Genomic DNA, 13440 nt, shown 5'->3' with positions numbered 1-13440 from the left:
AGGCGCTACGGGTGCTGGACCAGAGGCAAGGAAGCCAAATAGGTCGTAGGAGCGGTAAGGCGGGACGACGAAGGGGCGTCGGGAGACGGCGCCGGGCGACTTGGTGGTCAACCCAGCGCTGCTTGTTTCGCTTCTAGCTTATTTCTTATGGATGTTCTTCGGCAATTGAACGACCTGGCTCTCCGAATACATGTCGTGCCAGGTGCGATGCTGTTTGTCCCATAGCATCCACCAGTAGCCCAGTCCCAGGGCGAGCCACGACATAATTGCGATCAGAAAGCGAAGCAGTGCCTGCCAGAGATCGATCGCGGTTCCGTCGACATTCTGTATCCGCACGCCCCAGACCTGCATGCCAAGCGTCTGGCCGTTGTGTGTCCAGAACTTGGCGAAAAAGGCGAACACGGTGAATAGCAAGAGCGTTGAAAGTACGGGATCGATATCCAGGCCTCCAGATTCCGCCAGTGCTTTGAGCCCTTCGCTGCCGTAGAAGAAGCGCAGAATTACCTGCTGGTAGAGCAGGGTGACGACCATCATCAGCGCGATCGAGAGAAACGAGTCGTAAAACAGGGCGGCGAGTCGGCGAATCAGGCCGGCCGGAGGAAACTGCCCCTGCGGGCGAAGCGGATGGTTGCGCATAGACGTCTCGATGGAAAAGGCAGCTGCGCATTCTACGGAATCGTGCGCATAAAAAAGCCCCTGATATTGCAATCAGGGGCTCTTCGAAGCAGCGGCTTATTCCTGGATTTGAACCTGGTCAGCCTGCATGCCTTTTTGACCTTGTACGGCGACAAAGCTGACTTTCTGACCTTCTTTCAGGCTCTTGAAGCCGTTGCCTTCGATCGCGCGGAAATGCACGAACAGATCCGGACCGCTCTCGGGAGTGATGAAACCAAAACCTTTCTCGTCGTTAAACCACTTGACGGTACCGTTCTGACGATTCGACATAGCTTTGTATCCTTGAAACTCAATAGTAGAAGCGCCCCTGCATCGGGCAGGAGGCGGAGACTGGTTGCAAGGAGTAAAGAGTCGAACGGGATGTAGCGGATCTGAAGATCTACTGCACCAGGTCACGATTCAACGGCGACCCATGCAAACACAGTGGGCACACTCTACGATAACTCGCCGGGCGATGCCAAGCCCTCGGAGTCATGGAGTGGTCCACTGCAAGCGCCGCCGTTATCGGCACGTTCTTCAGGTGTTGCGGGCGCTCTGGCGATTCGCCGACGCCACAACCGTTCAATACGACTGGAGCAGGCGCCTTGCTGAGCTGGGCTCGATGAGCCTGTTGCCGTTGCCCAATACATGAAGCATGGGCTGTGGGTGATGCCGCTACTGCTGTGCGGTTCCCGTACCAAAGGCTGTCGGCTGCCTGTGGTGTCTGATTATGGTGCCTCGAGAGAGACTCGAACTCTCACGTTGTTACCAACGGCGGATTTTGAATCCGCTGCGTCTACCGATTCCGCCATCGAGGCACAGTGGCGGCGCAGTATAGGGATGCGAGGCGAGTCGGTCAATCGTCCGGCGTGGTCAGATTGAGGTGTTTCCGCTAAGCTTTGCGCCCCCGATGCCCCGCGCTGATCTTTTTCAAATGCAAGTTTCCGATTTTTCCTTTCAACTTCCCGATTCGCTGATTGCCCGCCACCCGCTGGCCGAGCGTCGTGCCAGCCGTTTGCTGGTGCTCGACGGGCCGACCGGTCGGCTGGAGCACCGTGGTTTCCCCGAGCTGCTCGATTATCTGCGTCCCGGCGATCTGATGGTTTTCAACAATACGCGGGTCATTCCGGCGCGCCTCTTCGGGCAGAAGGAAACCGGCGGAAAAGTTGAGGTGCTTGTGGAGCGCGTGCTCGATGATCGCCGCGTGCTGGCTCATATCCGTTCCAGCAAATCGCCCAAATCCGGTGCGAAAGTTCATATCGACGGCGGTGGGGAGGCGCTGATGCTGGCGCGCCATGACGCTCTGTTCGAGCTGGAGTTCGATGAAGCTGTACTGCCCCTGCTCGAGCGCGTCGGGCATATGCCGTTGCCCCCTTATATAGATCGGCCGGACGAAGCTGCTGACCGTGAACGCTATCAGACGGTTTATGCGCAGCGGGCGGGCGCGGTCGCCGCGCCAACAGCAGGTCTGCATTTCGATGCGCAACTATTGGCGGCGCTGAAGGAAAAAGGCGTCGAGAGCGCGTTCGTCACGCTGCACGTGGGGGCTGGGACCTTTCAGCCGGTGCGAGTCGAGCGCATAGAAGAGCACCATATGCACCGCGAGTGGCTGGAGGTCGGTCAGGGTGTGGTCGATGCGGTTGCGGCGTGCCGTGCTCGCGGCGGCAGGGTGATTGCAGTCGGGACCACCAGCGTGCGCTCGCTGGAAAGCGCTGCGCGTAACGGCATACTCAAGGCGTTCAGCGGCGACACCGACATTTTTCTTTACCCGGGCAAACCCTTCCATGTGGTCGATGCGCTGGTCACCAATTTCCATCTGCCCGAGTCAACGCTGCTGATGCTGGTCTCGGCGTTCGCGGGCTATCCGGAAACCATGGCTGCTTACGCTGAGGCCATCGCCAGGGGTTACCGCTTTTTCAGTTACGGTGATGCCATGTTCATCACTCGCAATCCGGCCCCCCGTAGCCCCGAGGATTCACAATGAGTCGCACCTGCCACATGTCTTTCGAACTGCTCGCCACCGAAGGGAGGGCACGCCGTGGGCGATTGACCTTCCCGCGCGGCACGGTAGAAACCCCAGCATTCATGCCGGTGGGCACCTATGGCACGGTGAAAGGCATGTTGCCACGTGACGTAGAGGGTATCGGTGCGCAGATCATCCTCGGTAATACCTTCCATCTCTGGTTGCGGCCGGGTACCGAGGTGATCAAGGCGCATGGCGATCTGCATGATTTCATGCAGTGGCACGGACCAATTCTGACCGACTCCGGCGGTTTTCAGGTGTTCAGCCTTGGGGCGATGCGCAAGATCAAGGAGGAGGGTGTCTACTTTGCCTCGCCTGTCGATGGCGCCAAGGTGTTCATGGGGCCGGAAGAGTCGATGCAGGTGCAGCGAGATCTGGGCTCCGACATCGTGATGATCTTCGACGAATGCACGCCTTATCCGGCCGACGAGGAAGTGGCGCGGCGCTCGATGGAGCTATCGTTGCGCTGGGCGCGCCGCTCCAAGGACGCGCATGGCGACAGTCCTGCGGCGTTGTTCGGCATCGTTCAGGGAGGCATGCACGAGTCGCTGCGCATGCGCTCGCTGGAGGGCTTGTGTGAGATTGGCTTCGATGGCTTGGCCATCGGTGGGCTCTCGGTTGGTGAGCCCAAGGAAGAAATGATTCGCGTGCTGGATTTCCTTCCACCGCAGATGCCAGCTGACAAACCGCGCTATCTGATGGGGGTGGGCAAGCCGGAAGACCTGGTCGAGGGCGTGCGCCGTGGCGTGGATATGTTCGATTGCGTGATGCCGACCCGCAATGCGCGTAATGGCCACCTGTTCACTGATAGTGGGGTGATAAAGATTCGCAACGCCGTACACCGACACGACGACTCGCCATTGGATGCCGGTTGCGATTGTTACACCTGCAAACACTTCTCCCGCGCTTATCTGCATCATCTCGACAAATGTGGCGAAATGTTGGGCAGCATGTTGAATACAATCCACAACTTGCGTCATTACCAGCTTCTGATGGCTGGTTTACGCGATGCTATCCAACAGGGTACATTGGCGGCCTTTGTCGACGCCTTCTATGCCAAGCGCGGCCTGCCAACGCCGCCGCTTGCGTGACGAACCCATAACTAAACTGATCTCTGCAACAGGAGTGCTACATGAGCTTTCTGATTCCCGCCGCCTACGCTCAAGAGGCTGCCGCTGGTCCCGCTGGTAGTGGCTTCGAGTGGCTGTTCCTGGTTGGTTTTCTGGTTATCTTTTATCTGATGATCTGGCGCCCTCAGGCCAAGCGCGCCAAAGAACATAAGAACCTCATCGGCGGCCTGCAGAAGGGTGACGAAGTGGTTACCTCCGGTGGTATCGCGGGCAAGGTCACCAAGGTTTCCGATGACTTCGTCGTGATCGAAGTTTCCGATTCGGTGGAGCTGAAGTTCCAGAAGGTGGCGATTGCCGCAACGCTGCCCAAAGGCACGCTGAAAGCCATCTGAGCTGACTACTACTCAACACCAACGACGGGGCGCGCAAGGCGCCCCGCGTCATTAGACGGGCTGCGTCATGCTCAATAGATTCCCTCTCTGGAAATACCTGCTGATCGTAGTAGTGCTAGGCATTGCCTTCATCTATTCCGCTCCCAATCTGTATCCGGACGATCCGGCCGTTCAGGTCACTGGTGCTACAACCTCGCTGAACGTCACCGACGCCGATCTCGATCGTGCCAGCAAGGCGCTTGCGGAGGCCGGTATCGAGGTCAAAGCGGCGAGCCTGGACGAGCAGGGTCGTGGCGGCTTGTTACGGCTGGCCAACCAGGACGACCAGTTGCCAGCCAAGGATGTCGTGCGACGCGCGCTGGGTGATGCTTATGTGGTTGCGCTCAATCTTGCGCCCACCACGCCCGAGTGGCTACGCAACTTGGGTGCCAGCCCGATGAAGTTGGGTCTGGACCTGTCGGGGGGCGTGCACTTCCTGCTTGAAGTCGATATGGACAAGGCGATCGAGACTCGTCTGAACGTCTATGAAGGCGAGGTCAAGAGCCTGCTGCGTAAGGAGCGTGTTCGTTACCGCAGTCTCCCCCAGGCGGACAACGCTGTGCAGCTCGGGTTTGCCGACGAAGCTGCGCTCTCGGCAGCTCAATCACTGATCCGCAAGAGCTTCAACGATTTCGAGCTGACCTCCAGCGAGCGCAATGGACAGCATGTATTGCGCCTGGCAATTACTGAGGCCAAGCTGGCGGAGATTCGCGAGTATTCGATCAAGCAGAACCTTACGACCGTGCGCAATCGGGTCAATGAGCTGGGAGTTTCCGAGCCGTTGGTTCAGCGCCAGGGTGCCAATCGCATCGTCGTCGAGCTGCCAGGTGTGCAAGATACCGCCGAGGCCAAGCGCATTCTGGGCAAGACCGCCAATCTAGAGTTTCGTCTGGCCGCCGAGGCCGACGCATCACGCGCGACAACTGAGACCTTCGGATTCCGCGAGGAAGGTCGCCCTCCCGTACAGCTCGAGCGCAGCCTGATCATCACAGGTGACCAGGTCACCGACGCTCAGGCCAGCTATGACGAGAATGGCCGTCCGCAGGTGAACATTCGTCTGGATGGGCATGGCGGCGATCTGATGAACCGCGCCACCCGCAACAACGTTGGCCGCAGCATGGCGGTGATCTTCATCGAGCAGCGTCCGGTCACGCGTTATGTCAAGAAGATGGTCGACGGCGTCGAGCAGGAATCGCGCGTCGAGACCTTCCAGGAAGAGAAAAGCATCATCAGTCTGGCGACAATCCAGTCGCCACTGGGTAGTCAGTTCCGTATCACCGGACTGGATGGTCAGGGTGAATCATCCGAATTGGCGCTATTGCTGCGTGCTGGCGGGCTCGCGGCACCAATGTACTTCGCCGAGGAGCGCACCATCGGCCCGAGCTTGGGTGCAGAGAACATCAAGCTCGGCATCGAGGCTGCGCTGTGGGGCTTTCTCTTCGTCGCGGTTTTCATGGTGCTGATCTACAAGTTCTTCGGCGTCCTGGCGACGATTGCCCTGTTGTTCAACATGGTGGTGCTGACAGCGCTGATGTCGATGCTGGGCGCCACGCTGACGCTGCCTGGTATCGCCGGTATCGTGCTGACGATGGGCATGGCGGTCGACGCCAACGTGCTGATCTTCTCGCGTATCCGGGAGGAAATCGCCAATGGCATGTCCATCCAGCGCGCGATCCATGAAGGCTTTGATCGGGCGTTTTCCGCGATCGTAGACGGCAACCTGACCACGCTGCTGGTCGGCGGCATCCTGTTCGCCATGGGCACGGGGCCGATCAAGGGCTTCGCCGTCACCCTCTCGCTCGGGATCATGACCTCCATGTTCACCGCCATCATCGTGACCCGCGCCATGGTCAACCTGATCTACGGTGGCCGCGATCTCAAGAAGTTGTGGATTTAAGGGGCTAGCACGATGAAACGCGTAATCAATTTCATGGGCGTGCGTCATGTGGCGTTTGCCCTGACCGTACTGCTCACGCTTGTCTCGCTCGGTAGCTTGGCGGTGAAAGGTTTGAATTTCGGCCTGGACTTTACCGGCGGCACGTTGATCGAGCTGTCCTATGAGCAGCCGGTGCCCTTGGATCAGGTGCGGTCGCAGCTCTCCCGGTCTGGCTTCGACGGCGCCGTGGTGCAGAGCTTTGGCGCCACGACCGACGTGTTGGTAAGGATGCCGGGCGATGATCCGATGATGAGCGAGCGCATTGCTGATGCATTGCGTGGTGGTGAAGGCGCCAGTGCCGTCACCGTCAAGCGTGTCGAGTTCGTCGGGCCGGCGGTTGGCGAGGAGCTTCGCGACCAGGGTGGGTTGGGCATGCTGCTCGCCCTCGGTGGCATCCTCGTCTATGTCGCCTTCCGGTTTCAGTGGAAGTTCGGGCTGGGCGCGGTGCTTTCGCTGTTTCACGACGTGGTACTGGTGCTCGGGGTCTTCTCGTTGTTCCAGATCACTTTTGATCTGACTGTTTTGGCGGCGGTGCTTGCGGTAATCGGCTACTCGCTTAACGACACCATCGTGATCTTCGACCGGATTCGTGAGAATTTCCGCGTTCTTCGGAAGGCGGAGCTCTTGGAGAATATCAATATTTCAACCACGCAGACCCTGCTGCGTACGCTGGCCACCTCGGTGTCTACCTTGCTGGCGGTTGGTGCGCTGATGTTCTTCGGTGGGGAAAATCTTTGGGGCTTCTCGTTGGCGTTGCTGATAGGTGTCGGGGCGGGGACCTACTCGTCGGTGTATGTCGCGGGGATGTTGCTGGTGTGGCTGAAGCTTACTCGTGACGATCTGATTCCCCCTGTCGTTGAAGAGGTGGACGAGCTGCCCTGACTTGATTTTTTGAACTTCTGTCCCGCTGCGCTGACTAACGGGCGCAGCGGGCCTGGCCCGTCAGAAGAAGGGAAGTTAAATGAACAAGTCGATGCTGGTAGGTAGTGTTCTGGGTGCTGTAGTCGTCACTGCTGGCGGGGCATTCGCCACCTATTCACTGGTTGATCGAGGGCCGAAGTTCGCCGAAGTGTTGGCCGTTGAGCCTGTCAAGGAAACTATTAAGACGCCGCGTGAGGTTTGCCGAGAGGTATCCGTCACGCGGCAGAAGCCCATCCAGGATAGCAATCGAATTGCCGGGACGGCGGTGGGAGCGGTCGTCGGTGGCTTGCTGGGCAATCAGGTCGGCGGAGGTAATGGGAAGAAGATTGCCACCGTTGTCGGTGCGGTAGGGGGCGGCTATGCCGGTAATCAGGTACAGGGCCGTATGCAGGCGAATGACACCTACACCACTACTGAAACCCGCTGCAATACGGTAACCGACAGCCATGACAAGATCGTTGGTTACGACGTCAAATATGATCTCGGCGGAGAGATCGGTCAGATTCGTATGGATCGGGATCCGGGCAGCAAAATTCCGTTTCGCGACGGCCAATTGGTGCTGACGCAGCAGTGAGCTGACTGTAAAAGAAAAAAACGCCCGTCTGGGCGTTTTTTTTGAGCCGTTTTCTAGCGCTTCAGCGAGGGCGTCAGGTGTGGCTGGATCGCCGTCAGTACGGCCTTGAAACACTTAGTGTTGCCGGCGACGATCTGGCCTTTCTCAAGGAAATCGTGGCTGCCGCTGAAGTCGCTGACCAAGCCACCAGCTTCCTGAATCAGTAGCGCGCCTGCCGCCATGTCCCATTCGGAAAGACCGAATTCCCAGAACGCGTCGTAGCGGCCGGCCGCAACATAGGCGAGATCGAGGCTGGCGGCGCCAGCGCGGCGCAGGCCTGCGGTCTGTCCAACCAGGCTGCGGAACATGTTCAGGTAGCTGTCCATGTTGTCCATCTGGCCGTCGCGGAACGGGAAGCCTGTTCCGAGGAGTGCGCCTTCCAGGCTCTTGCGTGTGCTAACTCGCAGGCGGCGACCGTTGAGTGCGGCGCCTCGACCGCGGCTGGCAGTGAATTCTTCCTGGCGCACCGGGTCGAGGACCACGGCATGCTCGAGGCGACCACGGTATTTGCAAGCGATGCTGACGGCGTAATGCGGGACGCCGCGCAGAAAGTTGGTCGTGCCATCCAGCGGATCGATTACCCAGAGGTAATCCGCGCCATCGCCGCTGCCCTCCAGCAAACCGCCTTCCTCGCCAAGAATGCCGTGGTTCGGATAGGCTTTGCGCAGCGCCGCAACGATGAGCTGCTCTGCGGTGCGGTCGATTTCCGAGACGTAATCGCGCGCGTCCTTTTCGCTAACCGAGATCACGTCCAGGCGCTCGGTGGAACGAACAATCATTTCGCCGGCGCTACGGGCGGCGCGCAGCGCGATATTCAGCATGGGCTGCATCGATCAAATACCTGGTCGTTTAAAGAAAGCCGGCAATTCTATCAGAAAGCTTGGTCGGGTGTTACGTGGTTGGAGCGCATTGGGACAGCAATAGCGGAGGCCTCGGGCGTTCCTGTAAGCTTTCGGTTTGCTTTCCTGTCGAGAACAACAGTGTCGCTTCAGAACATTCGTGTAGTGCTGGTCAATACCAGTCACGCCGGCAATATTGGCGGGGCGGCCAGGGCGATGAAAAATATGGGCTTGTCTCGCCTGGTACTGGTGGACCCCCAGGACTTTCCGAGCCCGAATGCCGTTGCGCGGGCATCGGGTGCGACTGATGTGCTGGACTCAGCGCAGGTGGTCGAGACCCTTGAAGAGGCTTTGGTGGGCTGCAGTCTGGTGTTCGGTACCAGTGCTCGTGATCGGCGCATACCTTGGCCGTTGCTGGATCCGCGCGAAACCGGGTCAGCCTGCGTGGAGCAGGTTCAGAGGGGCGGGGAGGTTGCGTTGGTATTCGGGCGCGAATATGCAGGGCTTACCAATGAAGAGCTGCAGCGTTGCCAATACCATGTCCATATTCCGTCAGATCCCGAGTTCAGCTCATTGAACCTTGCCGCTGCCGTGCAGGTGATTGCCTATGAGGTACGTATGGCATGGCTGGCTGCGAACAATCAGCCAAGCAAGCAGGAGAAACTCGAAACCACCTCGATGCTCGATGTGCAGCCAGTCACCGCAGACGAACTCGAGCATTACTACGGACATCTCGAGCAGACCTTGATTGAGATCGGTTTTCTCGATCCTCAGAAGCCTCGTCATCTCATGCCTCGCCTGCGCAGGCTCTACGGTCGCAGCGGTATCAGCAAGTTGGAAATGAATATCCTGCGCGGAATTCTTACCGAAACCCAGAAAGCCGTCCGCGGCGAACCCCATAAGCGGAGATCTGATTGATGTTCGAACGCATGCGCGAAGATATCCAGAGCGTTTTTCACCGCGATCCGGCAGCGCGTAACGCATTCGAGGTCATTACCTGCTATCCGGGATTGCATGCTGTCTGGTTTCATCGGGTTTCCCATTGGTTGTGGCTGAACGACTGCAAGTGGCTGGCGCGTATGAATTCGAACCTGGCGCGCTGGCTGACGGGGATCGAAATTCATCCAGGCGCGCAGATTGGACGGCGTTTTTTCATCGATCACGGTATGGGTATCGTCATCGGTGAGACTGCCCAGATCGGTGACGACGTGACCCTTTATCATGGGGTCACTCTCGGTGGTACCAGCTGGAACAAGGGCAAGCGGCATCCCACGCTCGAGGACGGTGTGATCGTCGGGGCGGGCGCGAAGATTCTTGGTCCGTTCACCGTGGGGGCGGGCGCCAAGGTCGGCTCCAATGCGGTGGTTACGCGGGCGGTTCCGGCCGGTGCGACCGCGGTCGGTATCCCTGGGCGCGTGATCGTCAAGTCGAATGACGAGCAGGAAGCCAAGCGCAAGGCGATCGCCGAGAAGATCGGTTTCGACGCCTATGGGGTGACGGAAGACATGCCCGATCCAGTGGCGCGTGCCATCGGCCAGTTGCTCGATCACGTTCAGGCTGTCGAAGAGCGCATGGAGGGCATGTGCCAAGCGTTGACTGCTCTTGGCAGCGATTACTGTGCAAAGCAAATGCCTGAGTTGCGTGAAGAGGACTTCGCCGAAGTCAAAGACGTGGGTGACGAGCCTCGTCCTTGAAGTGCGATGGACGGGGTGGGCTGCTATCATAGGCGCCTCTCGCTGGCGGGGTGACAGAGCCTCGCCGACCAGCTGCGTTACTTGTACGGCTAAAGTCCGAGTGATTTAATCAGTCTTATAGTTGATCTAAATAGTCGGGTATTGCATACTTGCCCCAAACCATGATGCTTGGTGCGAACCGATGCGATTGACTACCAAAGGCCGTTACGCCGTCACTGCGATGCTCGATCTCGCGCTGCATGCGCAACACGGGCCGGTGTCCCTTGCGGACATTTCCGAGCGGCAAGGCATCTCGCTTTCCTACCTAGAACAGCTATTCGCCAAGTTGCGCCGTGGGAGCTTGGTTACCAGCGTTCGTGGGCCGGGTGGTGGTTATCAGCTTTCCCGCGAGATGGCTGGCATTCAAGTCGCGCAAGTCATCGATGCGGTCAATGAGTCGGTCGATGCCACCCGTTGCCAGGGGCTGGGCGATTGCCACTCGGGCGACACCTGTTTGACCCATCATTTGTGGTGCGATCTGAGCCAACAGATCCATGAATTTCTAAGCGGTATCAGTCTGGCCGACCTGGTGATGCGTCGTGAGGTTCAGGAAGTAGCTCTGCGCCAGGATATGCGACGAGCCAATGGTCAGAATGCACACCTGGATAAGATCGAAGCGTCCGCCGTCGAGTGAGTAGGGCGCCTGCCTGATAGGAGATACCTGATGAAGTTGCCGATTTACCTGGATTACTCCGCTACCACACCGGTCGACCCTCGCGTTGCCGAGAAAATGGTCGAATGCCTGACTGCCGAAGGCAATTTCGGCAACCCGGCATCGCGCTCCCACGCTTTTGGTTGGAAAGCCGAAGAGGCTGTCGAGAATGCCCGTCGGCAAGTCGCCGAGCTGGTCAATGCGGACCCTCGCGAAATCGTCTGGACGTCCGGTGCGACCGAGTCGGACAACCTGGCGATCAAGGGTGTCGCGCACTTCTATGCCTCTAAGGGCAAGCACATCGTGACCAGCAAGATCGAGCACAAGGCCGTTCTGGATACGACCCGCCAGCTCGAGCGGGAGGGTTTCGAAGTGACTTACATCGAGCCGGGTGAAGATGGCGTGATCACGCCGGCAATGGTCGAGGCCGCGCTGCGTGACGACACCGTGCTGGTTTCCATCATGCACGTGAACAACGAAATCGGGACGATCAACGATATCGCCGCCATTGGTGAGCTTACCCGTTCGCGCGGCGTGTTGTTCCATGTCGATGCTGCTCAGTCCACCGGCAAGGTCGAGATCGATCTGGAAAGCATGAAGGTCGACCTGATGTCTTTCTCCGCTCACAAGACCTACGGGCCCAAGGGCGTCGGCGCGCTGTATGTACGCCGCAAGCCGCGCGTACGCCTGGAAGCGCAGATGCACGGCGGTGGTCATGAGCGCGGCATGCGCTCGGGTACCCTTGCGCCGCACCAGTCGGTGGGTATGGGGGAGGCGTTTCGCATTGCCAAGGAAGAAATGGCTGCTGAGAGCGAGCGCATCACCAAGCTGCGCGACCGTTTCTTCAAGCGAGTCGAGCACTTGGAAGAGTTGTATGTGAACGGCAGCATGACCTCGCGGGTGCCGCACAATCTGAACCTGAGCTTCAACTATGTTGAAGGCGAGTCGCTGATCATGGCGCTCAAGGACCTCGCGGTGTCTTCCGGTTCGGCCTGTACTTCTGCGTCGCTGGAGCCTTCCTATGTGCTCCGCGCGCTGGGCCGCAACGACGAACTCGCTCACAGCTCGATCCGTTTTACCTTTGGCCGCTTCACCACCGAAGAAGAAGTCGACTACGCCGCGCAGAAAGTAAGCGAGGCGGTTACCAAGTTGCGTGAGCTTTCACCCTTATGGGACATGTTCAAGGATGGCGTCGACATCTCGCAGGTCGAGTGGGCTGCCCACTGACCCGATCCGTCGAGCTCCGCATAGCCTGATTCAAAGAGGATTGCACCATGGCATACAGCGATAAGGTCATTGACCATTACGAAAATCCCCGCAACGTCGGTAAGTTCGACGCTGAGGATCCCACCATCGGCACCGGCATGGTCGGCGCCCCGGCTTGCGGCGATGTAATGCGCTTGCAGATCAAGGTCAACGAACAAGGCATTATCGAAGATGCCAAGTTCAAGACCTATGGTTGTGGTTCGGCCATCGCCTCCAGCTCCCTCGCGACCGAGTGGATGAAGGGTAAGACGCTGGAAGAGGCGGAAACCATCAAGAACACCCAGCTGGCTGAAGAGTTGGCATTGCCGCCAGTGAAGATTCACTGCTCGGTGTTGGCCGAAGACGCCATCAAGGCGGCCGTTCGCGATTATCGTGAGAAGAAAGGGTTACCACAGGCGTAAGGAGGTATCGATGGCTATCAGCATGACGACCGCCGCCGCCAATCACGTACGCCGCTCGCTGGAAGGGCGCGGCAAGGGGCTTGGGGTCCGGTTGGGTGTTCGTACAACCGGTTGCTCAGGTCTGGCCTATGTGCTCGAGTTCGTTGACGAAGCGGCCGCAGAAGATTCGGTATTCGACAGCCACGGCGTGAAGGTCATCATCGATCCCAAAAGCCTGGTTTACCTTGACGGAACGGAGCTCGATTTCGTCCGGGAAGGGCTGAACGAGGGCTTCAAGTTCAATAATCCCAACGTGCGTGGCGAATGCGGCTGCGGCGAGAGCTTCAATATCTGAGGACGCTGTGGGAACTCCCTGTCATTACGCGCTGTTCGAGTTGCAGCCTGCCTTCGATATAGACCTGGACATGCTCTCGTCTCGTTACCGCGAGCTCGCACGCAAAGTCCATCCTGATCGGTTTGCTGATGCTGGTGAAACCGAACAGCGCCATGCCATCGAGCGTTCGGCAAATCTGAACGAGGCCTATCAGACCTTGAAAAGCCCGTCGCGACGGGCCCGCTATCTGCTGACGCTGCAGGGGCGGGAGATGCCGCTGGAGGCTACCGTTCAGGATCCTGCTTTCCTCATGCAGCAGATGCAGTGGCGAGAAGAGCTCGAAGAGCTGCATGACGAAGCGGATATGGCCGGTGTCGCGTCTTTCAAGGTTCGCCTCAAGGCTGCTCAGCTCGACCTCAACGATTCGTTTGCGCGCATATGGCAGGATGAATCACAGCGCGCCGAGGCGGAGCGGCTTGTGCGTCGGATGCAGTTCCTCGATAAGCTCTCCCAGGAAGTGCGCCAGTTAGAAGAGCGCCTCGACGACTAACCACGCGTAGCCCCAGACGCTGCGCCCGATATCAGACA

General features: G+C 58.8%; 16 protein-coding genes and 1 tRNA gene. 13 read left to right on the top strand and 4 right to left on the bottom strand.

Features of this window, described 5'->3' with window-relative positions:
* Positions 1–138: 138 nt before the first annotated feature.
* From UF78_RS15815 to UF78_RS15805, 3 genes are all read right to left on the bottom strand, one after another.
* The gene (locus UF78_RS15815; protein WP_045163158.1) at positions 139–636 is read right to left on the bottom strand and encodes an RDD family protein; all 498 of its coding nucleotides are present in this window, start codon (positions 634–636) and stop codon (positions 139–141) included.
* A 96-nt stretch (positions 637–732) separates the two neighbouring features.
* The gene (locus UF78_RS15810) at positions 733–945 is read right to left on the bottom strand and encodes a cold-shock protein (protein WP_003284681.1); all 213 of its coding nucleotides are present in this window, start codon (positions 943–945) and stop codon (positions 733–735) included.
* A gap of 440 nt (positions 946–1385) precedes the next feature.
* Positions 1386–1472: transfer RNA gene (locus UF78_RS15805), tRNA-Leu, on the bottom strand.
* Between the two features lie 116 nt (positions 1473–1588).
* On the opposite strand from UF78_RS15805, the gene queA reads away from it, so the two are divergent.
* The 6 genes from queA to UF78_RS15775 all read left to right on the top strand — a co-directional run bounded on the left by queA (position 1589) and on the right by UF78_RS15775 (position 7609).
* Positions 1589–2638 (top strand): tRNA preQ1(34) S-adenosylmethionine ribosyltransferase-isomerase QueA, encoded by a 1050-nt coding sequence (gene queA, locus UF78_RS15800; protein ID WP_045163287.1) that lies wholly within the window; start codon positions 1589–1591, stop codon positions 2636–2638.
* 14 nt (positions 2639–2652) lie between these two features.
* Entirely contained in the window at positions 2653–3768 is a 1116-nt protein-coding gene (tgt, locus tag UF78_RS15795; RefSeq protein ID WP_196298686.1) for a tRNA guanosine(34) transglycosylase Tgt, read from the top strand.
* A 41-nt stretch (positions 3769–3809) separates the two neighbouring features.
* Positions 3810–4139, top strand: coding sequence for a preprotein translocase subunit YajC (yajC, locus tag UF78_RS15790; RefSeq protein WP_021209500.1), 330 nt, complete (start codon positions 3810–3812; stop codon positions 4137–4139).
* Positions 4140–4206: 67 nt separating this feature from the next.
* Positions 4207–6075, top strand: coding sequence for a protein translocase subunit SecD (gene secD, locus UF78_RS15785; RefSeq protein WP_045163156.1), 1869 nt, complete (start codon positions 4207–4209; stop codon positions 6073–6075).
* A 12-nt stretch (positions 6076–6087) separates the two neighbouring features.
* Entirely contained in the window at positions 6088–6996 is a 909-nt protein-coding gene (secF, locus tag UF78_RS15780) for a protein translocase subunit SecF (RefSeq protein ID WP_045163155.1), read from the top strand.
* 79 nt (positions 6997–7075) lie between these two features.
* Positions 7076–7609 (top strand): glycine zipper 2TM domain-containing protein, encoded by a 534-nt coding sequence (locus UF78_RS15775; RefSeq protein WP_045163154.1) that lies wholly within the window; start codon positions 7076–7078, stop codon positions 7607–7609.
* Between the two features lie 53 nt (positions 7610–7662).
* Here the strand turns inward: UF78_RS15775 and suhB are convergent, their stop codons facing one another.
* Complete coding sequence (gene suhB / locus UF78_RS15770) at positions 7663–8478, bottom strand: inositol-phosphate phosphatase (RefSeq protein ID WP_025242617.1); 816 nt, start codon at positions 8476–8478, stop codon at positions 7663–7665.
* A 150-nt stretch (positions 8479–8628) separates the two neighbouring features.
* On the opposite strand from suhB, the gene trmJ reads away from it, so the two are divergent.
* The 7 genes from trmJ (at position 8629) to hscB (ending at position 13402) form a co-directional block, all read left to right on the top strand.
* A complete protein-coding gene (gene trmJ / locus UF78_RS15765) occupies positions 8629–9405 on the top strand; it encodes a tRNA (cytosine(32)/uridine(32)-2'-O)-methyltransferase TrmJ (protein WP_045163153.1) in 777 nt (258 codons plus the stop codon).
* Entirely contained in the window at positions 9405–10181 is a 777-nt protein-coding gene (cysE, locus tag UF78_RS15760; protein WP_045163152.1) for a serine O-acetyltransferase, read from the top strand. The genes trmJ and cysE overlap by 1 nt, the downstream gene beginning before the upstream one ends.
* A 181-nt stretch (positions 10182–10362) precedes the next feature.
* Positions 10363–10854 carry a Fe-S cluster assembly transcriptional regulator IscR gene (gene iscR / locus UF78_RS15755; RefSeq protein WP_045163151.1) on the top strand — a complete coding sequence of 164 codons (492 nt, stop codon included), beginning with the start codon at positions 10363–10365 and terminating at the stop codon, positions 10852–10854.
* A 30-nt stretch (positions 10855–10884) separates the two neighbouring features.
* Entirely contained in the window at positions 10885–12099 is a 1215-nt protein-coding gene (locus UF78_RS15750) for an IscS subfamily cysteine desulfurase (RefSeq protein WP_045163150.1), read from the top strand.
* 47 nt (positions 12100–12146) lie between these two features.
* The gene (iscU, locus tag UF78_RS15745) at positions 12147–12539 is read left to right on the top strand and encodes a Fe-S cluster assembly scaffold IscU (RefSeq protein WP_045163149.1); all 393 of its coding nucleotides are present in this window, start codon (positions 12147–12149) and stop codon (positions 12537–12539) included.
* Between the two features lie 10 nt (positions 12540–12549).
* A complete protein-coding gene (gene iscA, locus UF78_RS15740) occupies positions 12550–12873 on the top strand; it encodes an iron-sulfur cluster assembly protein IscA (protein ID WP_021209490.1) in 324 nt (107 codons plus the stop codon).
* A gap of 7 nt (positions 12874–12880) precedes the next feature.
* Entirely contained in the window at positions 12881–13402 is a 522-nt protein-coding gene (gene hscB / locus UF78_RS15735; protein WP_045163148.1) for a co-chaperone HscB, read from the top strand.
* The last annotated feature ends 38 nt before the right edge of the window (positions 13403–13440 follow it).

The organism is Stutzerimonas stutzeri, assembly GCF_000952685.1.
In the GTDB taxonomy this organism is placed as follows: Bacteria; Pseudomonadota; Gammaproteobacteria; order Pseudomonadales; family Pseudomonadaceae; genus Stutzerimonas; species Stutzerimonas stutzeri_E.
The sequence above is the reverse complement of the archived record's forward strand: the minus strand, read 5'-3'. Positions and strand labels throughout refer to the sequence as shown.